General features: G+C 41.3%; 21 protein-coding genes. 12 read left to right on the top strand and 9 right to left on the bottom strand.

Going from position 1 to position 24,213, the window contains the following annotated elements; translation table 11 throughout:
- Positions 1-126: 126 nt before the first annotated feature.
- Positions 127-324 (top strand): hypothetical protein, encoded by a 198-nt coding sequence (locus V7K32_RS02970; RefSeq protein WP_322648027.1) that lies wholly within the window; start codon positions 127-129, stop codon positions 322-324.
- A gap of 20 nt (positions 325-344) precedes the next feature.
- The gene (locus tag V7K32_RS02965; RefSeq protein ID WP_334990196.1) at positions 345-2,000 is read left to right on the top strand and encodes a PRC-barrel domain-containing protein; all 1,656 of its coding nucleotides are present in this window, start codon (positions 345-347) and stop codon (positions 1,998-2,000) included.
- Positions 2,001-2,253: 253 nt separating this feature from the next.
- Here V7K32_RS02965 and V7K32_RS02960 read toward each other — a convergent pair whose 3' ends face one another.
- On the bottom strand, positions 2,254-3,159 hold the full coding sequence (locus V7K32_RS02960; protein ID WP_334990194.1) for a CoB--CoM heterodisulfide reductase iron-sulfur subunit B family protein: 906 nt from the start codon (positions 3,157-3,159) through the stop codon (positions 2,254-2,256).
- 418 nt (positions 3,160-3,577) lie between these two features.
- Here V7K32_RS02960 and acpP point away from each other — a divergent pair, with 418 nt between their 5' ends.
- From acpP to V7K32_RS02920, 8 genes are all read left to right on the top strand, one after another.
- Positions 3,578-3,832 carry an acyl carrier protein gene (gene acpP / locus V7K32_RS02955; protein ID WP_334882072.1) on the top strand — a complete coding sequence of 85 codons (255 nt, stop codon included), beginning with the start codon at positions 3,578-3,580 and terminating at the stop codon, positions 3,830-3,832.
- 239 nt (positions 3,833-4,071) lie between these two features.
- Entirely contained in the window at positions 4,072-5,322 is a 1,251-nt protein-coding gene (fabF, locus tag V7K32_RS02950) for a beta-ketoacyl-ACP synthase II (protein ID WP_334990192.1), read from the top strand.
- Positions 5,323-5,638: 316 nt separating this feature from the next.
- Positions 5,639-7,666, top strand: a complete 2,028-nt coding sequence (gene tkt, locus V7K32_RS02945) for a transketolase (RefSeq protein ID WP_334990190.1) — start codon at positions 5,639-5,641, stop codon at positions 7,664-7,666.
- A 130-nt stretch (positions 7,667-7,796) separates the two neighbouring features.
- Positions 7,797-8,072 carry a hypothetical protein gene (locus tag V7K32_RS02940; RefSeq protein WP_334990188.1) on the top strand — a complete coding sequence of 92 codons (276 nt, stop codon included), beginning with the start codon at positions 7,797-7,799 and terminating at the stop codon, positions 8,070-8,072.
- 158 nt (positions 8,073-8,230) lie between these two features.
- Entirely contained in the window at positions 8,231-9,232 is a 1,002-nt protein-coding gene (locus V7K32_RS02935; RefSeq protein WP_334990186.1) for an ATP-binding protein, read from the top strand.
- Positions 9,233-9,260: 28 nt separating this feature from the next.
- On the top strand, positions 9,261-11,870 hold the full coding sequence (locus V7K32_RS02930; protein ID WP_334990184.1) for a S8 family peptidase: 2,610 nt from the start codon (positions 9,261-9,263) through the stop codon (positions 11,868-11,870).
- Between the two features lie 73 nt (positions 11,871-11,943).
- Positions 11,944-12,075 carry a hypothetical protein gene (locus tag V7K32_RS02925; RefSeq protein WP_334990182.1) on the top strand — a complete coding sequence of 44 codons (132 nt, stop codon included), beginning with the start codon at positions 11,944-11,946 and terminating at the stop codon, positions 12,073-12,075.
- A gap of 389 nt (positions 12,076-12,464) precedes the next feature.
- A complete protein-coding gene (locus V7K32_RS02920) occupies positions 12,465-12,866 on the top strand; it encodes a hypothetical protein (RefSeq protein ID WP_334990180.1) in 402 nt (133 codons plus the stop codon).
- Between the two features lie 180 nt (positions 12,867-13,046).
- Here V7K32_RS02920 and V7K32_RS02915 read toward each other — a convergent pair whose 3' ends face one another.
- The 3 genes from V7K32_RS02915 to V7K32_RS02905 all read right to left on the bottom strand — a co-directional run bounded on the left by V7K32_RS02915 (position 13,047) and on the right by V7K32_RS02905 (position 15,989).
- Entirely contained in the window at positions 13,047-13,238 is a 192-nt protein-coding gene (locus V7K32_RS02915) for a hypothetical protein (protein WP_118167650.1), read from the bottom strand.
- 492 nt (positions 13,239-13,730) lie between these two features.
- Complete coding sequence (locus V7K32_RS02910) at positions 13,731-15,275, bottom strand: hypothetical protein (RefSeq protein WP_334990178.1); 1,545 nt, start codon at positions 15,273-15,275, stop codon at positions 13,731-13,733.
- A 111-nt stretch (positions 15,276-15,386) separates the two neighbouring features.
- Positions 15,387-15,989, bottom strand: coding sequence for a DUF3318 domain-containing protein (locus V7K32_RS02905; protein WP_334990176.1), 603 nt, complete (start codon positions 15,987-15,989; stop codon positions 15,387-15,389).
- Between the two features lie 273 nt (positions 15,990-16,262).
- On the opposite strand from V7K32_RS02905, the gene V7K32_RS02900 reads away from it, so the two are divergent.
- Complete coding sequence (locus V7K32_RS02900; RefSeq protein WP_229483281.1) at positions 16,263-16,523, top strand: hypothetical protein; 261 nt, start codon at positions 16,263-16,265, stop codon at positions 16,521-16,523.
- A 365-nt stretch (positions 16,524-16,888) separates the two neighbouring features.
- Here V7K32_RS02900 and V7K32_RS02895 read toward each other — a convergent pair whose 3' ends face one another.
- The 5 genes from V7K32_RS02895 to V7K32_RS02875 form a co-directional block, all read right to left on the bottom strand.
- Positions 16,889-18,559, bottom strand: coding sequence for an iron uptake porin (locus V7K32_RS02895; protein WP_334990170.1), 1,671 nt, complete (start codon positions 18,557-18,559; stop codon positions 16,889-16,891).
- Between the two features lie 127 nt (positions 18,560-18,686).
- Positions 18,687-19,316, bottom strand: coding sequence for a Crp/Fnr family transcriptional regulator (locus V7K32_RS02890; protein ID WP_334990168.1), 630 nt, complete (start codon positions 19,314-19,316; stop codon positions 18,687-18,689).
- A 422-nt stretch (positions 19,317-19,738) separates the two neighbouring features.
- Positions 19,739-20,407, bottom strand: coding sequence for a phosphate signaling complex protein PhoU (phoU, locus tag V7K32_RS02885; protein WP_334990166.1), 669 nt, complete (start codon positions 20,405-20,407; stop codon positions 19,739-19,741).
- 26 nt (positions 20,408-20,433) lie between these two features.
- Positions 20,434-21,753, bottom strand: coding sequence for a sensor histidine kinase (locus tag V7K32_RS02880; RefSeq protein WP_334990398.1), 1,320 nt, complete (start codon positions 21,751-21,753; stop codon positions 20,434-20,436).
- Between the two features lie 53 nt (positions 21,754-21,806).
- Positions 21,807-22,559: a response regulator transcription factor gene (locus V7K32_RS02875; RefSeq protein WP_334990165.1), complete on the bottom strand. Its 753-nt coding sequence runs from the start codon at positions 22,557-22,559 to the stop codon at positions 21,807-21,809.
- 628 nt (positions 22,560-23,187) lie between these two features.
- Between V7K32_RS02875 and V7K32_RS02870 the strand changes: the two genes are divergently transcribed.
- The gene (locus V7K32_RS02870; RefSeq protein ID WP_334990163.1) at positions 23,188-24,171 is read left to right on the top strand and encodes a hypothetical protein; all 984 of its coding nucleotides are present in this window, start codon (positions 23,188-23,190) and stop codon (positions 24,169-24,171) included.
- Positions 24,172-24,213 lie beyond the last annotated feature (42 nt).

The raw sequence follows: 24,213 nt of genomic DNA, 5'->3' as shown, positions 1-24,213 counted from the left end.
AATAAACTGGTAAATCGCATATTCCGAAAGGTATATGTGTACGGACAACTAATAATGATATAAACAAAGTTGTATGATTCTTATAGCAAGCTTCATGATAAAAAACAAGAAATTAAGAGGTAAAAAATGCCCAGGCTTGTAGGACAGCGCTCTAATACTGGAGCAAACATCACCGTTCTCATCACCCTTGTCGCTATCTTTGGGATATTTCTCGAATACTTTGGCGTTATTGATATTGTCCCCGGTTTTGGCAGAGAGGGACGGTATTTTCAACTAAAAATTCAGCCAACCAACGAACAAGTTACTGGACAACCAAATAAATAAAAACTATCAGGAATAAATAAATGCGTAAAGGTAGTGATGTTATCGATAAAGTAGTCGTCACATACGACAATGGTAAAAAAATTGAGCGAATTATAGATTTAATTTTTGATCAAAAACATAATCAACTTTTGGGTTTCCTGGTTGAAGAAAAGGGACTGTTTCGGGATGCAAAAGTCATTCCCTTAGAAGAAGTGCAAGCGATCGGGTTAGATGCGATCGTCGTTAACTCGAAAAAATCTGTTGTTAAGGCACATCGCGTAGCTGCAATTAAAGAGATTCTGCACCAGAATATGATCCTGAAAGGAACGAGAATTCTGACCACTGAGGGACTCGACCTTGGTGGACTAGTTGATTTGTTCTTCGATGAACATAGTGGACTGGTGGAAGGATACGAAGTTTCTGGCGGTGTATTTGCCGATGCTTATTCGGGGCGATCGTTCGTTCCCGCTCCCGAAACGCTGACAATTGGTTACGATGTTGCCTTTGTGCCTCCACAAACTGCTCAAATGATGGAAGAACAGGTCGGTGGTATCCGGGGAGCCGTCCAAGCAACTGAAGATAGCTTGCAAGAATCGGCCCAAATGGCTAACCACAGACTACAAAAAGCCAGCCAGTCGGCAGGTGAGCATCTGCAAAGCTCAGTAGAGAATGTAAACCGCAGGCTACAGTCAGTAAGCGATAATGCAGGTGAGCAACTGCAAGCTGCAACTGATGCAACTAGCAGCAAACTACAAGACCTGAATCGAGATGCATCTGCCTCCCTGACAAACAATCTGGTTGACCCTGCGGAGCAAAAAATATACGTGATTGGCAAGCATGTTGAGTGGGATGTGCTGACTCCAGACGGTAGTGTACTGCTACTACAGGGGCAGAAAGTGACACTAGTCAATGCAGAAGCGGCCGATCGCCTGAGTATCCTCGATGAACTCTATCGAGCTACGGGTGGTAGTTTGACTGCAAACATTAGCCGCAATTTGAAAGCAGCAACAGAATCTAGTAGTAATCAAATTCAGAGCGCAACTCACAGCGTTAGTGCTAACTTGCGTAAATCGGTTGATGGGCTGACAGAATATGTGGCCATCCAGCAGGCAAAAGGGCGGAGAGTTCTGCAAACAGTGCGGGCTGACGATGGCTTAATTATTGCAGCATCTGGGCAAATTGTAACTGAATCCGTCCTTGTTCGGGCCCAAACTTACCGTAAAGAAGCAGAATTACTAAATGCTGCTGGTCTGGCTGTGGTAAGTGCAGTTAGTTCTAGCGCAAGTGACACATGGTTAGAAACCAAAGTTCAACTGCGCGATCAAGCAAGCGTTGCTCAAAAGAACCTCAACACTTTCTGGCAAGCTTTGAAAGATCAGGCAGAAAAGTTACAAGGACGCAGCACACGGGCGTTGAAGAAGCAACGAATTGAACAAGCACTGGGTCGTCCAGTTACCCGCGTCATTCTCGATCCACAAGACAATGTGATTTTGAATGTGGGTGAATTGATTACGCATCGTGCTGTCCGTCAGGCTGAAGAAAGTGGAGTCTTGAATATCTTAGTGAGTTCGGTCTATATTAAGGAGCCAGAAATATCCGATCAAGAACTGCGAGCCCAAGAACATGGAATGGCCGCTCTGGCGCATCACACTAATGGGCGATCGCAAATTGAAGTCAAATCAATCTCAGTCAATTAATCCTCGCATTTAACACTATCGTTTACATCCCCATCCTCAGCGCAGGCAAGGTGGAGATATAAGCGAGTCAAAAACAAAACGCCCGATTACTGATTTTTCCCCTAGGTAAAAGAAGTGATAGGGAAGTTGAGTTTTTAATAGTAGTAGCTTTTTGGACTTTCTTGAGATCGTATATACTCTTTTGCTATTTTCAATGGTGCGCCACCAAGCGATAGTTGCACTTTGTGCCGCTTTGCTAAGGTGTATCTACATACTAAAATCCTAATTTATTTAATACTGGCTTGGTAGAAACAACGTGACGTTCTAAACCCAGTTCTTTTGGGCTAACCCCAAGTGCCAAAGCAATCAATTGGGGTAAATGCAACACTGGTAAACCTAACTTTTGCTCAATCACCTTTTCCACTTCTGGCTGACGCGAATCTAAATTTAAGTGGCACAGTGGACAAGGTGTAACTATACAGTCAGCACCAGATGTCAAAGCGTCCTGAATATGCATCCCCGCCATCTTGAAAGATTGGGTAGTAGCATAACTAGCAAGGGGCCAACCACAACATTGTGTCCGGCCTCGGTAATAAATTGGTGTTGCACCCACCGCCCGAAACATATTTTCCATCGCTTCCGGTTGGAAGGGGTCGTCATAGGGCATAGATTTTTGGGCGCGGAGGAGATAACAGCCATAAAAAGCCGCACATTTTAATCCAGTTAACTTCCGGGTGACACGTTTGGTAATTTCCTCTAAACCGTAATCTGTTACCAAGGCGTAGAGAAGATGTTTAACGTCGGTAGTGCCGCGATAAGGTGAACAGCCTTCTTTATCCAGTAAGCCATTAACCTGTTGAATGTACGCAGGATCGTTTGTCTGACATTCTTTCAGGTGTTCATTCACATGACCCATAACACCCTGACAAGTGCTGCAATGGGTAAGTAATGGCAAATTTAATTCTTCTGCTAGGGCAATATTTCTGGCGTTGACTGTATCTTCTAGCAGTTGAGAATCTTCTTTAAATGTGCCAGAACCGCAGCAGGCAGCTTTTTTAAGTTCAACCAGTTCAATACCCAGTGCTTGGGTAAGCGCTTGAGTTGATTGGTAAAGTTCCCGACAGGCCCCTTGGGCAACACAACCGGGGAAGTAAGCGTATTTAAGTGTCTGAGATAGCATAGAGGTATGTTTGGGTTAGAGCGATCGCTCTAAAACAATAACTGTTTTACTATTCCTTGTTAGCACCTAAGTTCTGATATTTGACCACCGTCTCTTTAACCGTCTAGGTTCAAAGCCGCAGCGTCTATATATTCTGATTGCTAGCAAGGCTTTAAATACTGAGCGAGACATTGTAAAAAAAGTTAGTAATAATTGGACAATCGAAACATTTACATGCTGTTGGCAATGGCATAGTCCGCTCCTATACCCAATTTTAAGAAAACTTACCCGATTTTTTTGAGGAACGGGAGGGATTTTCTAACAGAAAAAGCCTTGGTAGTATACGGGCGATCGCGCTTGACGATAAGATGTATATGCTCAAAACAATGTTTTCCGTAAAGAGCAGAACCTAGCAACTGGTTAAGGACTTTTATTATTTATGAGCCAAGCTGAACTTTTTGAAAAGGTCAAGAAAATCGTCACCGAACAATTGAGTGTTTCCGACCCTGCCACAATCACACCCCAGTCGAAGTTTATGGACGATCTCAACGCTGATTCCCTAGATACCGTTGAACTGGTGATGGCCTTGGAAGAAGAATTTGATATCGAAATTCCCGACGAAGCTGCCGAGCAGATTTTAACGGTTCAAGACGCAGTAGATTACATCAATAACAAAGTTACCGCATCAGCTTAAAGAAGTTTTGAGTCTTTGAAGTTTAGATGGCTATGTCTGGCCCCTGTGGGCATCTAGGCAAAAACCACCGCTTTGACTTTTGACTGGGTGCTGAACAGTTAAAAGTTTAGGAGTTAGAGTTTTAGGAGGCAAAAGTTCGGAGTTTTCTCCATCTTTAGGTGCTTCCAAAACTCAGAACTCAGACTCACAACTCAGCACTGTTTAATGCCTGCTGCTTTTTCGCCACCTTTAACTGAATCATGACAGATTATATACGTAAACGCGTTGTTGTAACTGGTGTTGGCGCGATTACACCTATCGGTAACACAGCAACAGAATATTGGGATGGATTATTGAGTGGACGTAATGGCATTGACCGCATCACATTTTTTGATGCGTCTCGCCATGATTGCCGCATTGCTGGTGAAGTAAAAAACTTCGATCCACATGATTACTTGGAGCGCAAAGATGCCAAGCGCATGGATCGATTTGCCCAATTTGGGGTTTCGGCAGCAAAACAGGCTCTAGCTAACGCGCAGTTAGTTATAAATGAACTGAATGCCGAACAGGTAGGTGTCATGATCGGTTCTGGCATTGGCGGCATTAAGGTATTAGAAGACCAGCAAACTATCTACCTCAACCGTGGGCCAGATCGCTGTAGTCCATTCATGATACCGATGATGATCGCCAATATGGCAGCAGGATTAACGGCAATTCACACGGGTGCTAAAGGGCCAAATTCCTGCCCAGTAACTGCCTGCGCTGCTGGCTCTAACGCTGTAGGCGATGCTTTTCGCTTAATTCAAGGGGGATATGCCCAGGCGATGATTTGCGGCGGAACAGAGGCAGCTGTGACACCATTATCGATGGCTGGGTTTGCCGCTTGCAAAGCCCTATCTTTTCGCAATGACGATCCGCATAAAGCTTGCCGTCCCTTTGATCGCGATCGCGATGGATTTGTCCTGGGTGAAGGCTCAGGAATTTTAATTCTCGAAGAACTGCAACACGCCCTCACTCGTGGCGCTCACATTTATGCCGAAATGATCGGCTATGGTATGACCTGTGACGCTTACCATATCACTTCCCCCGTCCCTGGTGGACTCGGAGCCGCTAGAGCAATAGAACTAGCGCTCAAAGATGCCAACATAACCCCCCAACAGATTAGCTATATTAATGCTCACGGCACTAGTACCCCAGCTAATGATTCAACTGAAACCTCAGCCATCAAAAAAGCTTTGGGAGAACATGCCTATAAGGTGGCAATTAGCTCCACTAAATCAATGACAGGTCATTTATTGGGCGGTTCTGGAGGTATTGAAGCAGTCGCAACAGTACTGGCGATCGCTAATGACCAAATTCCACCGACAATAAATCTCGAAAATCCCGATCCAGAGTGTGACTTAGATTACGTGCCTAACTATAGCCGCGCTCAAAAAGTCGAGGTGGCAATATCCAATTCTTTTGGATTTGGCGGTCATAATGTCACGCTGGCCTTTAAGAAATACGTCTAAAATTCGGCAGGGAGCAGGGAGCAAGGGGAAGATGAGGAAGTGAGGGAGTGAGGGACAATAATTAATAACCAATGCCCCATGCCCAATGCCCCATGCCCCATGCTCCATGCCCAAAGTATCATAGATATCATTCCGATATAACTTAAGCGTTCAGCATGACCCAATTATCAGCTTGATTTATCACCAGAAACTCAGGAGATCCCGCTTGTCCATCAACAAGCGGGAGTGGGATGATGAGGATACTGTGGGGAATCTAAAATAACCCCAGTAAGAGAAGCTACGAAGAGTGCTAACCCGTCGTTAAAAACAAGAGATTATGACTGTTGCAACCCAATCCGCCAAAGAACTGTCCGTCGAAGAACTTTGTATTAACTCGATCCGCTTCTTGGCTGTTGATGCCGTAGAAAAAGCCAAATCGGGACACCCAGGATTACCAATGGGCGCGGCTCCGATGGCTTTTGTCCTCTGGGATCGCTTTATGAAGTTTAATCCCAAGAATCCCAAATGGTTTAACCGCGATCGCTTTGTCTTATCAGCCGGTCATGGCTCAATGCTGCTGTACGCCCTGCTGTATCTGACAGGCTACGATAGCGTCACCATTGAAGATATCAAACAATTCCGTCAATGGGAATCTAAAACCCCTGGACACCCCGAAAACTTCATGACCCCAGGCGTGGAAGTCACAACTGGCCCCTTGGGTCAAGGAATTGCCAATGGAGTCGGTTTAGCGATCGCTGAAGCGCACCTTGCCGCTAAATATAACAAACCCGATGCCAAGATTGTTGACCATTACACCTACGTAATTGTGGGTGACGGTTGCAATATGGAAGGAATTTCTGGTGAAGCTTGTTCTTTTGCAGGACACTTGGGATTAGGCAAACTCATCGCTCTGTACGACGACAACCACATTTCCATCGACGGTTCCACAGATGTGGCATTCACCGAAGATGTTTCCAAGCGCTTTGAAGCTTACGGCTGGCACGTTTTGCATGTTAAAGATGGTAATACCGATTTAGAAGCGATCGGCAAAGCAATTGAAGAAGCTAAATCTGTCACCGATAAACCATCAATGATTAAGGTGACAACCACCATTGGTTATGGTTCTCCCAACAAACAAAACACTGCTGGTATTCACGGTGCTGCTTTGGGTGGCGACGAAATTGCCTTGACTCGGAAAAATTTGGGTTGGGAATACGAGCCTTTTGATGTTCCACAAGACGCCCTCAACCACACACGCAAAGCAGTTGAGCGCGGTGCAGGCTACGAAGACGAATGGAACAAGACCTTTGCCGACTACAAAGCTAAGTATGGCCAAGAAGCGGCTGAATTTGAACGTTACCTAAGCGGCAAGCTAGCCGACGGTTGGGATAAGGTACTACCCACCTACACCCCCGAAGACAAAGGATTGCCCACCCGCAAACACTCAGAAAACTGCCTCAACAAACTAGCGACAGTTTTACCTGAATTGATTGGTGGTTCGGCTGACTTAACCCACTCCAACTTGACCGAAATCAAAGGCAAAGGCGACTTCCAAAAAGGGAACTACGAAAACCCCAACATCCACTTTGGTGTGCGCGAACATGCAATGGGCGCAATCTGTAATGGTATAGCGTTGCACACTTCAGGATTAATCCCTTATGGTGCTACCTTCTTGATCTTCACAGATTATATGCGTGCTGCCATCCGTTTATCCGCCCTTTCTCAAGCTGGCTCGATTTGGGTGATGACTCACGATTCCATTGGACAAGGTGAAGATGGCCCCACACACCAACCCATTGAAACTCTAGCTTCCTTACGAGCTATTCCTAATTTATTAGTGTTTCGTCCCGCAGACGGTAACGAAACCTCTGGCGCTTATAAAGTAGCGATAGAAAAGTCGAAGCAAAACGCTCCATCTCTATTGGCGTTCACCCGTCAAAACGTTCCCAACTTGGCAGGTACATCAATTGAGGGCGTAGCGAAGGGTGGATACACCGTAGTTGATAGCGAAGGGACACCTGATATCATCCTGATTGGTACTGGTTCAGAATTGAGCCTCGCCGTCGGCGCAGCCGAAAAACTCAAGGCTGAAGGTAAGAAAGTTCGTGTCGTCTCGCTACCTTCATGGGAACTGTTTGAAGCACAGGATGCGGCTTATAGAGAGTCCATTTTGCCGAAAGCTGTCACCAAGCGTTTATCTGTAGAAGCTGCTAGCAGTTTCGGCTGGCACAAATATGTGGGTACTGAAGGCGATTGCCTTAGTATCGATCGCTTTGGTGCTTCGGCTCCAGGTGGTGTTTGTTTAGAGAAGTTTGGCTTTAGCGTTGATAATGTATTAGCTAAAGCTAAACAATTGTTGGGTTAATAGCAACAGAATAATTTCTAATTTATGTGGGGTGGGCATCTTGCCCGCCTTTTTTATTTTTGAAATGCAGAGGAGCGCAGAGGAGGATTGTTTATAATTTGCGTAATTAGTTGATGAACGAGGGAAAATTATGCAGGAACTTTCGAGGGAGAAAGAAGAACTTCTAGCTCGGATTACAAAAATAGTAGAACATTTAATGCAAAAGGATAGTAGCTATCAGTATTACCTAGATAAAAATAAAGCTATTCAAATGATATTTAAATACTATTCTGAGAAAGTTTCTATGGAGGAACTAAAAGCTATGTCTGATTTCAGATTAACAGGATTTGTTGAGGGAGATATGATGACTTTGTTATTGATTGAAGGGGAAGATGATATAGACTTGAAAGCAATCCCTTATGGTTAGATATGTTAAATTCCTAAGCACAAGCATGATTTTTCATTTACATAACTTAATATAATGATCAGGGACAAGGTGATCGCGTTATAATTTTTAATGCACTATACAATATAGTACTATAGTACTATATCAATCATAAATTACTATTTATACTGAGAGGCAGTATGAAAGCAGAGCTTCTCAAGAGATTTTTTAGAGCGATCGCTGGTTCAGATCAAGACGCGATTGATAAGCTTACATACCTAGTGATTGAGGAAGAACGCAGTAAGGGACATACTCTCTTAGCTGACCAGTTAGAGAATATCACTAAAAAAAGCCAGAAAGAGAAGCCTACTAACATCAGCAAACCTGCTTCTTCATTATCAGAAAACTTACAGACATTAACTGAATTACCAACTAGCAAGCGATTTAATCTTCCCTTAGTAACTATCATACCAAGGGATCATTTGCGGCATCACATGGTGTTGCCAATAAATATTGAGAAACGTTTCTGCCGAATTGAACGTGAATATGCGGCAAGAGATAGGCTTGCTCATCATGGATTGCGTTACAGACAAAAAATTCTTCTATATGGGCCTCCTGGCTGTGGAAAGACGCTAGGAGCAGAACGTTTAGCTTGGAATACAGGTTTACCACTCCTGAAAGTTCGGTTTGATGCAATGGTGTCGTCTTTTTTAGGGGAAACTGCGAGCAATTTGAGACTTGTATTTGAGGATGCTTCAAAAAATCCCTGCTTATTGTTTCTTGATGAATGTGACTCAATTGCTAAGACACGAGAAGACTCTCAAGAAGTAGGAGAAATTAAGCGAGTAGTCAATACATTTCTTCAAATTTTGGATGAGTATCAACCGTCTTCTGGGCTTTTAGTAGCAGCTACAAACCTAAATAAATCTCTAGATACTGCCCTTTGGAGAAGATTTGATGATTTGATTGCAGTACCCAAACCCGGAGAACAAGAGCTAGAATTTATACTAAAGGAAACACTATCTGCAATTGAAGTGGGATCTATCAACTGGCCAAGGATTATTGAGCAGATGAGAGATTTTTCTGCCGCTCAAGCTGTGAGGGTTGCACAAGATGCAGCTAAAAGAGCAATCCTTGAGCGAGAGGAGCTAGTGATTCAGGAACACTTAGAAGAAGCGATCGCAGAAATCAAAGTTTCCTAGTATTAATTTTTGGTGTCTGGATAAATAAATGGTTGAAAGTTCTCAGGGTTTTCCGCATATTACGCTTAGGTTGACAAAACAAGGAAGCGCTGTACCACCAACAGGAGGAGGAAAAAAGAATTCCATCACAGTCGTTAATCTGGGGAATCGCCAGGGACATGGAAGTAAACTCAAAGGTTCGGTTGAATCCTTAATCTTTGATTGGCAAGATACTCAAGAAAAACGTGAGCAAGAAGGAAAGCCACCACTTCCTGAAAAATCTAAACCTATCATTTTAAAGATAGATCCTATTGCTTTCGATGTAGAGGATCTGAGAAAGTATGGTATTGAGGTCATTGCTGAATTAGAACATGGATATATTATTGGGGCTTCTGCCAATGATCCAGAACTTAGTAAACTACAAACAAAGATAGAACAATTTATTAAAGCAGAACGAGGTGGTAATAAAATTGCCGAAATATGGGAAATTTTGAATGGAACTAGAAGACCAGAATACATTTTATCACCAGAATTGCTTAATGAATGGGAACAAATCACTGACGATAACATTTTTATAGTAGATGTGGGAATTTCCTGTATAGGCACTAAGTCTCAATTTTCTGATTATCCAGAACAAAAGCCTAACGAAAGTGATGAAAGATATACTAGACGAGTTAGGGAATGGATAAATAAACGTGATTCAACATACCAACAATGGGATGATATAAAGTCAGAAAGAGAAGATGATTTTACAGATTTTGTTCAAGGATATCAAGGAGAAATTTTCAATATTATTGATGGACATATTCCTAATTCTGCTCAACTACCAGATAGCTTTTCTTGCAGAATTGAAATTTCTGGTAAGGGATTAAAAGATTTAGTTTTAAATTTTCCGTATATTTTTGATGTCAGTTTACCTGATGATATAACTGAATTTGTTAAGTCTGAAACTTTATCAGATGTTGGTAATATCGATTTTCAACTAGAGCCACCAGAATCAAATGCTCCTAATGTATGTGTTATTGATAGTGGTATTCAAGAAAGTCATTTTCTTTTAAAAGCAGCGATTGATTCACAAAGTTCAAGGTCTTGGGTTCCAGGAGAAACTCATACAGCTGCTGACTATTATCGCAACGGTGGACATGGAACTAGAGTAGCTGGTGCGGTTCTTTACCCCAGGACTATACCCCGCAGTGGCAAGGAAAAATCTATTTGCTGGATTCAAAATGCAAGAGTTCTAGATGCTAACTGCGAACTGCCTAAACAGCTATTTCCCCCAATTTTTCTATGTGAAATTGTAAAAATTTACTACGACCAAACAAAAACAAGAATTTTTAATCATTGTATTGCTGGGTCTGTTCCCTGCCGAACCCAGTATATGAGTTCTTGGGCAGCAACAATTGATAATCTGACATGGACAAAGGATATCCTGTTTATTGTCGCAGTTGGGAATTTACCTTCCGAAGGCGGGAAAATAGGCTATACAAGATTATCTGTGAAAGAACATCTGGCAGCTAATCGACCATATCCAGATTATCTATTAGAGGATTCATGTAGAATTGCTAACCCTGCACAAAGCTTTCAAGCTTTAACAGTTGGTTCAATTGCTCTAAGTTATTACCATCAATTTCCCTATTCTTCTATCTCACAGAAGGATAAGCCTTCAGCCTTTTCATGCTCTGGATTGGGAATTTGGAAGACAATTAAGCCAGAAGTAGTTGAATATGGTGGGGATTTTGTTATGGACGAAGGTACACCACCTAACATTACATATCCTCAAAATGTTTGTCCTGAATTAGTGCGTTCAACATTGAATGGTGGGCTTGCACTTGCTGCTGACAATGTAGGAACATCATTTGCAGTACCAAAAGTAAGCCATATTGCTGCACGTCTAGCTGCTGATTTACCCAATGAGAATTGCCTTCTTTACCGTGCATTAGTAGTGCAATCAGCAAGGTGGCCTGAATGGACAATGGCAGATGATGTTCAAAAATTGCACGTTCTTCGTCAAATTGGTTATGGTCTTCCCAATATTGATCGTGCTTTGGGTAATGCTCCCAATAGAATCACTTTGATGACAACAGGAGAGCGCCGTATTGTAGCTAAACAAGCTCATGTTTACCAAGTAAAACTACCAGAAAAATTACGTTCTCAAGGAGAGTCATTTAAAATTCTTCTGGAGGTTACTTTATCGTACAAAGCCCAACCACGTCGAACCCGTAGAAATCGCCGAAAATATCTTTCAACTTGGCTGGATTGGGAATGTAGTAAAAAAGGAGAAGATCCAGAACGCTTTCTGAAAAGGATTTTGAAAGAGTATGATGCTCCAGAGGATGCTGAAAAGGGAGAGGGTATTTTTAAATGGATGCTAGGAAAACAAAATAATCACGGAATAATTAAAGATGTATCCAGAAGTGCAGGAACCCTTCAAAAAGATTGGGCTATTCTAGATTCATTTGAACTCACAGAAGCATTTTCTATTGCAGTTGTTGGACATGAAGGGTGGAACAATGACCCAGAAGCTAGTGTTCCATACTCTCTAGTTGTTAGCTTTGAAGCCATACAAGTTGATATTCCAATTTACACGTCAATTATCGAGGCTCAAGTTGAAATAGAGATTCAACCCCCTATAGAAATTCAATCTATTGTATTTAGCTGAGGCGATCGCACCATCGCAACTAACTATAAAAAATGCCATATTACTTATTACTCCCTACATCTAGGAGGTTTCCATGACCTGGTTGCGCTGGTGGAATAATCAGGGTAATTCGCTACAAACAGGATGGGAGCGGAGCGATCGCAGCAAGCAGAAGCGCGATGTCTACGACGGGCTACGCCTACGCAATGCTTGCCTGCTAAACTAAGAGAATTAAATATTAACCCCGATTAGTTAGTTAGTTATTTTGTCAACTATCTTTAGATAGATAGGGTAAACAGTACGCGATTTATCATCAGAAATCGCTGGCTAGTACTGAAAAAATCAAACTTTCATCCCTAAAAATTTACACTGCATCTTTAGCTTATTTTGTCAATGTGTAATCTCTAGTATCGCCTAATAAATCAGCAAGCCCTTCTGAAGACTTAATTTATATTCATGCTTTCAGTGGATGCAGTTATCACTTTATAAATGCGATTATGTATATGTCCTCAAACAATAGATAGTTGCTGTTGTCCAATTGAAAAAATATGATTTTCTCTGACTCCAGTAACTTTAGATTTATCCAATTGTTTGATGTTTTGAGAAGGTAACACAATGAATAATATCCTAAGACGCACACTTCTACCCAGCCTGATGGCTGCAAGTTTAGCTGGTGTCACCTTAGTTCCCGCAAAACCGGCTGCTGCTGATGACCAAGTACTAAGAGATGCAGGTATTGGCGCTGTTACCAATGTAGTCACCGGAGCAGTTATGGGACATGGTAATGTAGTAAAAAATGCTGTTAGGGGTGGTGTGACTGGCGCAGCCGTTAATGGTGCAAATGGTCTGAGAAAGCGTCGCAATCGTCATCATCGGAATCTTGGTCAAGATGTCGGAGTGGGTGCAGGCGCTAGTACATTGACTGGTATAATTACTGGCGATCGCAAGCGTACCCTTAGCAATGCTGTTGATGGTGCGGCTGTAGGTGGAGCAATCCATGTATTAACCAATCATTAGTTGAAATACTTTCCAACGGTTAACGAACTTATCCCTTCCTATCCCTAATTCTTCTGCTTCGTAAAAAGAGCAAACTCAATCTCCCTTTCCTATTCTATTAGGGAAGGGAGATTGCGAGTTTAGATTTATCTTGAGATATATGCCACCATCAGGCTCGGATGACGTTCGACTTAATAGTATTTAGCCCTTCAACGCCTTTCTAAAGTTTCGACGATAGGATTGATTTGTAATAAACAAAGCTGGCCATAGCAAAGATAAACCAATGCGATTGGTCAAAGTTGGATTAAAATTAGTCCGTCCAAATCCATTCCAAAACTTCCAAACGCCGCCTCCGTAAACTACTATCAAGGCAAAAATAATAAAGTTACCCATTCCTATCAACTCCGCTAGTAACTGACAGAATTTAAGTTAAGTTTTACCACATGAGGTAAGCACATCATAACCAATACCAAGAAGGTATGACTAAACTCCTTAGCTTTGAATATCTAAGTTAGTTAAACGCACATTCTCTTATTCCAGTGTAGATTAGCCCCACGCATCGCAGCTAGTTATCACTGGTGGCAAGTTAGGTCTAAGGACGTAAAAGCGTTATTTCTGGGGTGTTTGGGCGATACATGTTGCTTGTATAACAATCAAGCCTTTAGTTTCTAAGACAGAACAGCACTTTAAAATGCCTAAGAGAGTAGTAGTCTGTCAACATAAAAATGACGGATGTAGAGACGCGAAATTTCGCGTCTCTACAAGGTTTTGGATAGTACAAACAAGCTTAACAAAATCAAATTGACATACTAGTAGGATTAGTTTCTTGCTGTAGCTTTAATAAATATCTTCTGCCTGAGAACTGCAAAATTCGGCTGATTATCCTTATGCTTCATCTACCCAATAAAGATAATATCGTTCAGTATCCACCCAGCCTTTTTGAAAATCTTTGATTGGAACAATTCTCAAATCATTACGATTGACATTTAGTTTACGATTTAAAATAAGCAAAATTTCCTTTTGCTTATCTTGATTTTTGAGTATAGAATTAATTTGGCTTAATATTTCACCTTGTTCGACATCTTTACGACCGTTTTTAAATAGGGTAAAACTTCCCATTTTTTGAATTTCAGGATAGTAAAACTTTCGATTGAGATAACCTGATAAAGGAGCCATATTTGCATCTCGGCTGGCAACAATAAACTTATTCTCTAACCCAGCTTTTTGAATATATTGAACTGTTTCTCGACTTGCAGAAAATGGTACAACTAAATCTCTTGAAAAACTATAAATACCTCCGAAAAACTGGACATAAAGAATTAGCATCAAAGCGATATGATGCCATTTTTGAACAAATATAATGGAATTTGGAAAAACAGAAAATTTATTGAATATAACTAGAGACTCTTGATAATAACTTCCCAGCCATAAAGCCGCTATCAGAACTAAATAGAAATGTCCAAAATGCCGAGGCATACCTAGAAATCGGAAATATGTAAAGGCAAATATTACAGAATTACCTATAATGTAAAAAAACAATGGAACTGGCTTTTTAGATAATTTAATCGAGGTTAAAATTACAATTAATAGAGCAATTGTCGCACAAATAATTAAATCCAGCCATCTTTTGTGTTGAGGAATAATTAATAAATAAGCACCAAATATTCTACTTATGCTTCTCAATAAATGACGAATATCTAATTTTATGAGCCAACCATTATTTAACCCACCATGAAGATAACTATCTGTCGGAGGAGTAATAATATAAATGGATAAAATAAAAGAAAATGTGATAATTACAATACTTAAAAATAAGTCGTATTTTTGGCTTTGACTAAAATACTGCTGGCGATGTTCACTATCAAAACAAAATTCAGCTAGCAAAGTCAATGATAAAGAAAATGATACCAATAAACCATAAGCACTACTATTTGCTAGTAAACCCAATAAAATTGCCAAATAAGTATAAGTTATTTTTCTGGATGAAAAAATAGTACAGAATGCAAAAACAAATAACATACTAAAGGCATAGTTTCGAGAAATTAAAAGATATTCATAAAAAGGGAAGAAACCAAAGGAAAAAAGAAACTTCTGTTGATAGTTAAAAGGACTATATAGGCAAAAAAGAGTAACCGAAATAACAGTAATTCCCAAATGAAAAATTTGCATAATAATCGGATTATCGACTATTTTTATCAGAATTTCCAGAGAAAAATACCATAGAACAGGATGACCTTCATAACGAATATTTGCAATTAAATCCCCTAAAGATTCACTATCTCTGACAATGAGCCAGGGATTTAGTTCATCTCGCCACATCGAATGGTTAAGGATACCTATTAAACCAAGAACAGAAAAAACAATGATAATAAACCAAGGAGAATGAAAAGGTAATTTTGAAGTATGTTTGATGAGTTTCTTGTTTAGCATTGTTAGTTAAAAATCTTTCTCAAAATGCTATCACAATCTGAGACAAAACTTATTCATCTAAATATTATCTTGATTCTTTAACTATTTAGACGAATGGATTTTTTCTGATTTCTACTTATAACTTTCTGGCATACCTACTGCTGATAAACCCGCGATCGCTCGTAAGTTTTGGCAACGAATTAACTCGGTAAAATCTAAACCAGAACGCCCTTCAATTTTGGCTACCGCTTCAATTGCAGATAACAGGTGCTGCGCGGCTTCAGCTTCTGAATAACCACGCCGTTGTGCTATACGAATTGCTGCTGCATCGGCATTTAACTCTGACTCAAGAGACTTATTAGTGCGCCAGATCTGAAAAGTGGCGATCGCACTTAATCCCCCAGCTACGACTACACCTACAACATCAGACTGTGCTGCTTCTAATAATCCGCCTAATAGCCCCGCTACTACTACACCTTGATAAATGTCGGGTTTAAACCACTTCACCCCCGTCAACCAGCTAACCATCTGCAACAGCAGCAAGTCTCGTTGCGGCTTGGTCAGGCGACGCCACAAATCGAAATTAATATATATCGGCCGCGCCTGATTCCAGGGTTGGGGAAAGGAGGCGTCAATCACTTTTGCTTGCTCTGGCTTACTAACGATTTTTGTCGTCATCCGACCAGAAGCAGGCATCACATCTAACAAACGGCGAATTTCAACATTTGGCTCCATAAATTTAATTATTAGGCATAATGTGCATCGTAACTATTTTAGTTGTCATTCGTGTTAACCTTTGATTTGTGAGATGCGATCGCAGTCTTTCTAAATGGTTGTTCTATTAGTGAAAACTTCTATAAATGGCGAGAAAATGAATAGATTCAGATCAAGCCATAAGAATATTGATTCAGCAGTTTGATAGTGTGGCGGGATTTTATCGTATCCGTTTGCCGCTAAATTCAAAACCTCAAAGTTTTGGATAACCATTGCTACTACACTTGTAACAACATGGACGCTTTTGCTACCCTCCCGCCTGAATGGACAAATAAGGCAATACATGCATACAATTTTTGCTGTCCTAATTGCCACTCAAGTAGCCGAGAAGCTGAAAAAGTTTGGCTAAATCGGCGATCGCCTGTACTTACAGAAGACCGTCGTCGCAAATGGCAAGAGTTTTACTACTGTCACTGTGGCTCTGTGTGGTGGGCTTGGAGTAGCGATCGCCCCCCAAAAGATATATCCAATCAGCCAGATTATAATCCCACATAGCTAATTTTCTTCCTAAGCAGGACTTACGCACAGGTAACGGAAAATCGAACCTTATTAGGCGCAGAGAAGGCAGTGCGCCCTTGCGGGTTAAGAGACTTGAAGCAACTGGCGCGACACGGAGGAATAAGAGTTTGAGAGGTTTTTTGCGTAAGTCCTACTAAGGAATGTGAATTAAATAACATCTAAATATGGTTTTTGACCTCACCCCGCCTTTGACTTTCGTCAAAGTTTCCCCTCTCCGAACTCACGGACAGGGGTTGGGGGTGAGGTTTTGTACTTTATTAAATCCGCGTTCCTAAATAAAACCCCACCTAAATGTGGGGTTTTGTTTATCTAATTCTGAGCTTTATATTTTATCGCCAATTTTAGAAGGTGAAGGTAGTACGTAAAGTGCCTACATATTCAGTGCTGTTAGCGTCGTTATGCTCTGGATTGAAGATAACCAACAAGCCAGGAGTGACTTGAATATTATCGGAAATCTTGTACTTGTAAAGACCCTCTAAGTGATAAGAGGTACTGTCGTCTAAATTAGTATTACCGGCGACATTTTTGATGCTACCACCAGTAACTTTGGGTGGTTGACCAAAGATAACACCCAAGACGTTGCCTTCCCCACCAAAGTCTTTCAAAGCAAGCGCTCCAGCCCAGTACCAAACATCAGCATCTGCACCCGCATTAATGCCAGTCTTAGCATCAGCAATTGTATAACCTCCCCAACCACTTAGAGCCAACTTAGAGCCTAGTTGGAAGGTAGCTTCTACACCGTAGTTGTTGGATTCAGTACGAGTACCATTCCCAAAGGGGTTATTGGCAAATGTGCTACCTGTACCTTGGAAGAAGCTGTTGGCAGCATTACCAGCGAAGTAACTACGGGCGTAAGTTAAACCAATATTGAAGGCTTTGCTGGGTTGGAAAGATAACTGACCAAAGATGGTGTTATCACCATCCAACAGCCCATTATTAAGACCGGGATTATTAGCACCAAAGATCCCACCAGTACCACTTGTAGGTGCTAAATAAGCACCAGTCAAACTAATCGGTCCGCCAGGATTTAAAGTAACTGTCAAACCAGCACCATTTTGACCTTGACGATAAATTGGGCTGAAACGTCCATAGCGAGAGAGCGCACCTCTACCAGAGCTAGCAAAGTCAGGGTTGAAGGTGTTTACGTTTTCGTATAATTCACCACCACTAGCGTCAACTTTGACACGCAACGCATTAGCAAAGTTGAAAGCATAGTTGATTTTATCAATCACAACGGAGTTACCAGTATCACCGTCAAAAGCCAAGCGACTCATGTTAGTACCACTACCAGTACCGCTTGCAGCAGTACCAACATTAGAAATGGTATTGTTAGCATTCAAGCGGATTTGCAACTGGTCTGTACCAGTAAAACTGCTGTACAAGTTCAAACGCACCCGGTTAGAAAAAGTGGTGTTATAATTCAAGTCTTGATTTGAATTACCGGCAGCAACTGCTCTCTTGTCACCAAAAACATCAGATACGGCGAAAACTCCTTCTCCAACCAACTTGGTGGTAGTAGAGAACTGATTAGCTTCCAACTGAGCAGTGCGGGCTTCTAATCCATCCACGCGACCGCGCAGGGTTGATAGTTCAGCAGAAAATTCTTCTTGTAAGCGCTGTAAAGTAGCTAAATCTTGTTTGCTGACCAAATCGGCAGTAGCTGTAGCAATCAGTTCGTTAACCCGGTTTAAACAGGCATTCAAACCTGCGGCAAATTCATAACGGGTCAAAGCACGATTACCACGATAGGTTGCGTTAGGATAACCTGCAATACAGCCGTAGCGCTCAACTAGAGATTGTAAAGCTTGGAATGCCCAATCTGTGGGTTGCACATCCGAAAATTGCGAAACTGATGTTACTTGGCTCATGTTGTTATCTTGAGCTTCAGATAACTCGCCAACATTTGTTACCTGTTCCTTTACTTCAGCAGCTACAGCGCTATTAGCAACGAAAAATGCAGCAGCTAAAACAACCGGACTAACCTTACAAAGATTCCAGAATCGTTTTGTCATGTTATTACTCTCACTCACACCTAGATAATCCAGTCATGATAAAATGCTTAAAACACTTTACTTTCAGGAATTTTACACACAATCACAGTCATGATAATACCCTTATACTGTGATAAATACAAGTACTTTAATATAGTGCTGAACCATAATTTTTAATTAATTTATTTTGTAACCGCAAAATAATGCGGCGTTTATGGCGTAAAACTGTTCCTTCTTCCTCCAACTGTTGTAGGAGTCGGGTAACTGTTACTCGCGTGGTATTTAACACTTCAGCAATATCTTGATGGGTAACATTTAAATCAATTAGCTTGCCCTTCTCTACATCACGTCCAAATTTTTCACTTAACCACACTAAAAACTGCCATAAGCGTAGCGAAATTGGTTTTCGATGCACAATGCTTAGTAGATTTTCTGCCTGTTGAATATGAGACAATAAAGCATTAATATCTTGATGCCACAAATGAGGCGGCACAATGCTTATTTCCACACCTGTAAGACATTCAATCTGGTAGGGCTTGACTCTAGACAAAGGATAGCCAATTAGATCCCCTAGTCCCCAATAACCGAGAGTAATGAATGTTCCATCTTCACTCCATGTTAAGGTACGAACTGCACCATGCTCAATCCGCCAAATCACATCATTTTCAAGTGGAATTACTTCCCTACGGGTAAATATCTGCTGGGGTAATTGTCCGCCCAAAGCAGAGCTATTTGACAGGACAGAAGAGTTTGAAGTAGGAGTTGTGGAATATATCATTAACCGTAACTACAAAATTATCAGGGAATCTCGCTATTTACAATCATTAAGAAACTCTAATAATTGGTATCAAATTTTACCTATATAGTTGGCAGTGTCTTCTTCTCAATTAGAGCTAGAGACTAACTAAAAATTTTTTTATAGATAGAAACAACTTATACATTGAGGTATCTACCAGTAACATAGACCGGACATTTTTAAGTTCTTTATCTGTTACTTTAATTGTGCAAGTTTAAGAATAGGTAAGCTTTTAGTAAAATATTTAGTTAACTTACTTTTAAGTATTTAAAAAGTCTGCGCTCCTGGAGCATTTAACTAATTCGCCACGGCTTTACGCAAAGCTGTACGAGTAGCCTTTGTTTGTAGAGGTAGTGGTGTTTGTAGAGGTAGTGGCTAAAGGCTGTGGACTGATGAAGCGTCAATTAAGAGCGTTGACCGGTGACAATATATGCTACCCTTTGACCGATATTAGTGGCATGATCTGCCATGCGTTCCAGACAACGAATTGCCAGTGCTAGCAGTACAATTGGCTCAACTACACCAGGTACATCCCGTTGTTGGGCTAAAGTCTGATAAACGCGATCGTATGCATCGTCTACAGTATCATCTAGGTGCTTTAAACGGCGTCCACCGGCTTCATCGAAATCTCCCAAAGCCTTCAAGCTAGTTGCTAGCATCGACTGCGCGTGAAGGGACATAGCTTCTATGTCGGGCATTGACGGATGAGGCGGGTAAGGAAAAATTTTAATTGCAATCTCAGCTAAATCCTCAGCATAATCGCCAATGCGCTCTAAGTCGCGCACTAGCTGCATAAAGGCACTCAAGCAGCGCAAATCTTGAGCCGTAGGCGCTTGCAGCGTCATAATCGCCGTACAGTCTGATTCGATTTGTCTGTAAAAGCGATCGATCTTTTTATCTAATCGGGGAAGTTCCTCAGCTGCTGTTAAGTTACGAGCAAATAACGCTTGGTGGCTGAGGCGAAATGATTGTTCTACCAAAGCACCCATGCGTAATACATCACGTTCTAAGCGCCTAATGGCGCGTGCGAGTTCGGGTCTTTGAGGATTGGGACTATAATCGATAGCTTTCACACTTGTTGTCTCAAACGTGAATATTATCAACTATAGTCTTGGCTTAAGGAGTTTGCCATAACTTCACAAAATTGGAGTTGCATCCACGCACCACCAGTTTCTGGATGATTCATAGCTTTGATTGAGCCACCGTGGGCGAGAATAATTTGCTCAACGATCGCTAATCCTAATCCATTGCCAACGATCGCCCCTATGGAGTTACCATCTTGTGAGGAATGGGTTCGCGCTTTATCTCCTCGATAAAATCGTTCAAAAACATGGGGTAAATCTGCTTCAGAAAATCCAACTCCAGAATCAATAAGATTTATTTCGAGAATTGGAGAAGCCGCATGATTATCCTTTGTTGATAATATTTTCGCTTCAATGTAAATACTTGTACGAGGAAGACTGTACTTAATGCTATTGTCTAGCAAGTTGAGAAAAACTTGGTAAATACGGGCTTGATCTGCCTTAATCCAAAGATTTTCTGGGCCAGAATAAGAAAGAGAGAGATGTTGTCGCCCTGCCAAGGGTTCTAGTGTTTCCCAAACGGATGTAATTAGCGATCGCAATTCTACAGCTTTGGCTTGCAATTGCATGTTTGGGTTTGCTTCCATTTGGGTGAGGTCTAGCCAGCTTTGCACTAGGTTAATCAGCCGGTCAACTTCTTGCATTAGGCGGTTAACCCAGCGATTTAAAGGTGGTTCCAAGCGAATTTGTAAAGTTTCTGCAACTAAGCGAATCGAGGTTAGTGGCGTTCTGAGTTCGTGGGCTAGATCAGAAAAAGAGCGATCGCGTACTTGATTTATATCTAATAGGGGTTGACGATTTTCTAAGAATACTCCTACTTGTCCATTGGGTAAAGGCAAGCTAGATGCCCGCAAAGCCAAAGATTTTATTGTTGCCATCTCTGCTGCATCATCACGAGATGGATGAAATATCCATTCTCCCATCTGTGGTTTTTGCAAATCACGAGTTTGCTCAATTAAATGGTCAAGTTCATAAGACCTTACCAACTCCAGTAACAAACGCACCTGTTCTGGTTGCCACCTTTGCAGATACAAAATTTCCTGCGCCTGTCGATTGCACCACAGCAGTTGATTTTCCTCATCCACATGCAAATATCCCACTGGTGCAAAATCTAGCAGGTCTTGGTAAGTTTGCAACGACTGCTGCAAATCTTGGCGCTGCTGCTTCACCATCGCTATTTCCTGCCGCAACCCAGGAATCAGCAGCAGTCCCATCTTGTCAGAATGCGAGGTTAACGGTCGCAGTAAGCGCCCCAGGTAGCGCTTAAGTTGAACTTGTTGCCAAACCCAAAACCCAATGCCTACCGCTAAACCCAGAAAAAATCCCAATAAAAGCATTTGAGTTGTTAGTTTCTTCGTCACTACTAAAAACTAACAACTATCCCAACTAATTATCCAAATCTATAGCCAAAACCTCTTACAGTCACAAGATATTCGGGATGACTGGGGTCTTCCTCTAATTTTTCGCGCAACCACCGAATGTGAACGTCTACAGTTTTACTATCGCCAACGAAATCTGGCCCCCAAACCTGGTCTAGCAATTGTTCTCGTGACCATACCCTGCGGGCATAACTCATAAACAGTTCCAGCAAGCGGAACTCTTTAGGGGAAAGATTCACTTCTTGACCACGAACCAGCACGCGACATTCTTGGGGATTCAAGGTGATATCCTTGAATTTTAATACTGGTACTGGCGGTAAATTACTTAGGCGTTGGCGGCGGAGTAGAGCGCGACAACGAGCCACTAACTCGCGCATACTAAAGGGTTTGGTCAGGTAGTCATCTGCTCCCACTTCTAACCCCAGCACGCGGTCAGTTTCACTACCTTTAGCACTCAGCATTAAAATTGGTACTGGGTTTCCTTGATGACGCAGCAAACGGCAAATATCTAGCCCATTGATTTGCGGCAGCATCAAATCAAGAATGAGCAAATCAAAGGGAAGTTCCCCGGAATTGGTTTCAAAACTTTTGAGATACTCTATAGCCGACCGCCCATCGGGTGCTGTTGTCACCCCGTAACCTTCCTCTTCCAGGGCTACAGCTAGCATTTCCTGGATTAATTCTTCATCTTCTACTACTAAAATCCGGCTGGTTTGCCCAATGTCCGTTCTAGCAGAATATTTGGTCGATTCAGTGGTATACATTGATATCACAAAAGTCTAGGACTGTGGTTGTATCAATTAGGATGATTGAATCTATTATCTAGCCTTACTGCAACCACTCTTCTAATAGGGTTGATTCTTTTAGATTTTCTTTACAAAAAGTAACATACGCCACAGCACCCTTTCTTAAATCAAAAATCACTCTTAACAATAAAACAATAGGGAGCAGGCGATCGCAAAATAAATTTTCATCTTTTGTTGTGTGACGCAATCTTAAATGAAGGATTATCTTGACAAGAGCAGATTAACTTGGGTATATTTACTTTAGTACAAAAATACTAAAAATTTCAAAGGGAAAACTATAGCGATTTTCCTTTGTATGTAATACAATCCGGCCTCTCTCTAGCTTTAAATCTTACTCCCCTTCCCTAGTAGGGAAGGGGCTGGGGGTTAGGTCACTATTGGACTCAACTGAGAAACGCTACATACCCGAAAAACATCAGGACATATATGTGGAAAATTCGTACTACCTAAGTGTCCTCTGCTAATCTTTCCGTGTTTACACTGGGTTAAAAATGTTGATTTTAAAGCTATTCTGATGTCTGCATAGGGTAGTCATTGGTATGGCTTGCTACCCAATAAATCATTGCCTATTGAAGGGAGTTGGAAGATGACTACAGTTGGAGTCAATGACAGCAAACAACAACTAATGCAAGCATTTCAACAAATTATTATCCAAAGAAAAAAGCTGGAATCTAAAATAGCAACCAAACAAGAGGAAGCAGAAAAGGCAAAAAGTCAAGAAATTCTGCAAACAGCTTCTGCATATACGGTTGATAGTATTGTCAAAGGTTTAGCTGATTTACAATTGGAGTTTGGCAGTATTCTGAATGGATTATCTGAAAAACTAGCTCAGGAAAATTCTAAGTTAGATGAATTGAACCGAGCTATAGAAATTGAAACTCAACGCTTACAAGAGCTTCAACAAATCAGAGTTATAGCGGATACTCTAGACATTTTAAGTCAAGAACACCAAGAAAAATTAAAAACCCTAGAACAAGATACTATCAGCAAAAGGGAAACACTAGAGAAAGAAATTACAATCAGGCGGAAAGAATGGCAAAAAGAGCAAGCAGAGTATGAAGAGAAACTCCAAGCATATAACGATTTATTAGCCAAAGAGCGCCAGCAAGAACAAGAAGAATCTCAGTATAAGTTAGAAACTACTCGTAAACTCAATACAGATAGCTACGAAGCTAAAAAACGCCAACAGCAAAGGGAAATACAAGAAAATTCTCAAAATAAAGACAAAGATTGGGCAGAACGAGAAAAGGTATCGGCGGAACGTCAACCACTCTTTGCAGACTATGAACAAAAGGTAATTAAATTTCCTAACGAACTGGAAGAAACCGTTAAGAAAGCTAGGGAAGATGCAATTAAAGAAACAAGCCAAAAAGCTAAGGTTGAGGCTGATTTATTTGAAAAAGAATGGGAATCTAACAAACAGAGTTATGAACAAAAAATTCAATCTCTGGAAGAAACAATTAAGAAACAGTCTGAGCAAATAGAAGGTATTTCTGCTCAATTACAAACTGCATTAAAACAAGCACAAGACTTAGCTATGAGGGCTTTTGGTAGTTCTAATCCTAAATAGTTATGAGTTTGTTGCATCTTAATCATTCTTAATTCCTGAAGA

This window comes from Nostoc sp. (assembly GCF_036917635.1).
GTDB lineage: Bacteria > Cyanobacteriota > Cyanobacteriia > Cyanobacteriales > Nostocaceae > Nostoc.
This window is presented reverse-complemented; position numbering and strand designations above follow the sequence as displayed.

What these genes read in the sequence shown, in the direction of transcription:
- V7K32_RS02890 (WP_334990168.1), bottom strand. Translation starts at nt 19,316, where the DNA reads ATGATATATTCCACAACTCCTACTTCAAACTCTTCTGTCCTGTCAAAT.
- V7K32_RS02900 (WP_229483281.1), top strand. Translation starts at nt 16,263, where the DNA reads ATGGACGCTTTTGCTACCCTCCCGCCTGAATGGACAAATAAGGCAATA.
- V7K32_RS02875 (WP_334990165.1), bottom strand. Translation starts at nt 22,559, where the DNA reads ATGTATACCACTGAATCGACCAAATATTCTGCTAGAACGGACATTGGG.
- V7K32_RS02905 (WP_334990176.1), bottom strand. Translation starts at nt 15,989, where the DNA reads ATGGAGCCAAATGTTGAAATTCGCCGTTTGTTAGATGTGATGCCTGCT.
- V7K32_RS02925 (WP_334990182.1), top strand. Translation starts at nt 11,944, where the DNA reads ATGACCTGGTTGCGCTGGTGGAATAATCAGGGTAATTCGCTACAAACA.
- V7K32_RS02895 (WP_334990170.1), bottom strand. Translation starts at nt 18,559, where the DNA reads ATGACAAAACGATTCTGGAATCTTTGTAAGGTTAGTCCGGTTGTTTTA.
- V7K32_RS02940 (WP_334990188.1), top strand. Translation starts at nt 7,797, where the DNA reads ATGCAGGAACTTTCGAGGGAGAAAGAAGAACTTCTAGCTCGGATTACA.
- V7K32_RS02935 (WP_334990186.1), top strand. Translation starts at nt 8,231, where the DNA reads ATGAAAGCAGAGCTTCTCAAGAGATTTTTTAGAGCGATCGCTGGTTCA.
- V7K32_RS02930 (WP_334990184.1), top strand. Translation starts at nt 9,261, where the DNA reads ATGGTTGAAAGTTCTCAGGGTTTTCCGCATATTACGCTTAGGTTGACA.
- acpP (WP_334882072.1), top strand. Translation starts at nt 3,578, where the DNA reads ATGAGCCAAGCTGAACTTTTTGAAAAGGTCAAGAAAATCGTCACCGAA.
- V7K32_RS02970 (WP_322648027.1), top strand. Translation starts at nt 127, where the DNA reads ATGCCCAGGCTTGTAGGACAGCGCTCTAATACTGGAGCAAACATCACC.
- V7K32_RS02915 (WP_118167650.1), bottom strand. Translation starts at nt 13,238, where the DNA reads ATGGGTAACTTTATTATTTTTGCCTTGATAGTAGTTTACGGAGGCGGC.
- V7K32_RS02960 (WP_334990194.1), bottom strand. Translation starts at nt 3,159, where the DNA reads ATGCTATCTCAGACACTTAAATACGCTTACTTCCCCGGTTGTGTTGCC.
- V7K32_RS02920 (WP_334990180.1), top strand. Translation starts at nt 12,465, where the DNA reads ATGAATAATATCCTAAGACGCACACTTCTACCCAGCCTGATGGCTGCA.
- V7K32_RS02910 (WP_334990178.1), bottom strand. Translation starts at nt 15,275, where the DNA reads ATGCTAAACAAGAAACTCATCAAACATACTTCAAAATTACCTTTTCAT.
- V7K32_RS02965 (WP_334990196.1), top strand. Translation starts at nt 345, where the DNA reads ATGCGTAAAGGTAGTGATGTTATCGATAAAGTAGTCGTCACATACGAC.
- fabF (WP_334990192.1), top strand. Translation starts at nt 4,072, where the DNA reads ATGACAGATTATATACGTAAACGCGTTGTTGTAACTGGTGTTGGCGCG.
- tkt (WP_334990190.1), top strand. Translation starts at nt 5,639, where the DNA reads ATGACTGTTGCAACCCAATCCGCCAAAGAACTGTCCGTCGAAGAACTT.
- V7K32_RS02880 (WP_334990398.1), bottom strand. Translation starts at nt 21,753, where the DNA reads ATGCTTTTATTGGGATTTTTTCTGGGTTTAGCGGTAGGCATTGGGTTT.
- V7K32_RS02870 (WP_334990163.1), top strand. Translation starts at nt 23,188, where the DNA reads ATGACTACAGTTGGAGTCAATGACAGCAAACAACAACTAATGCAAGCA.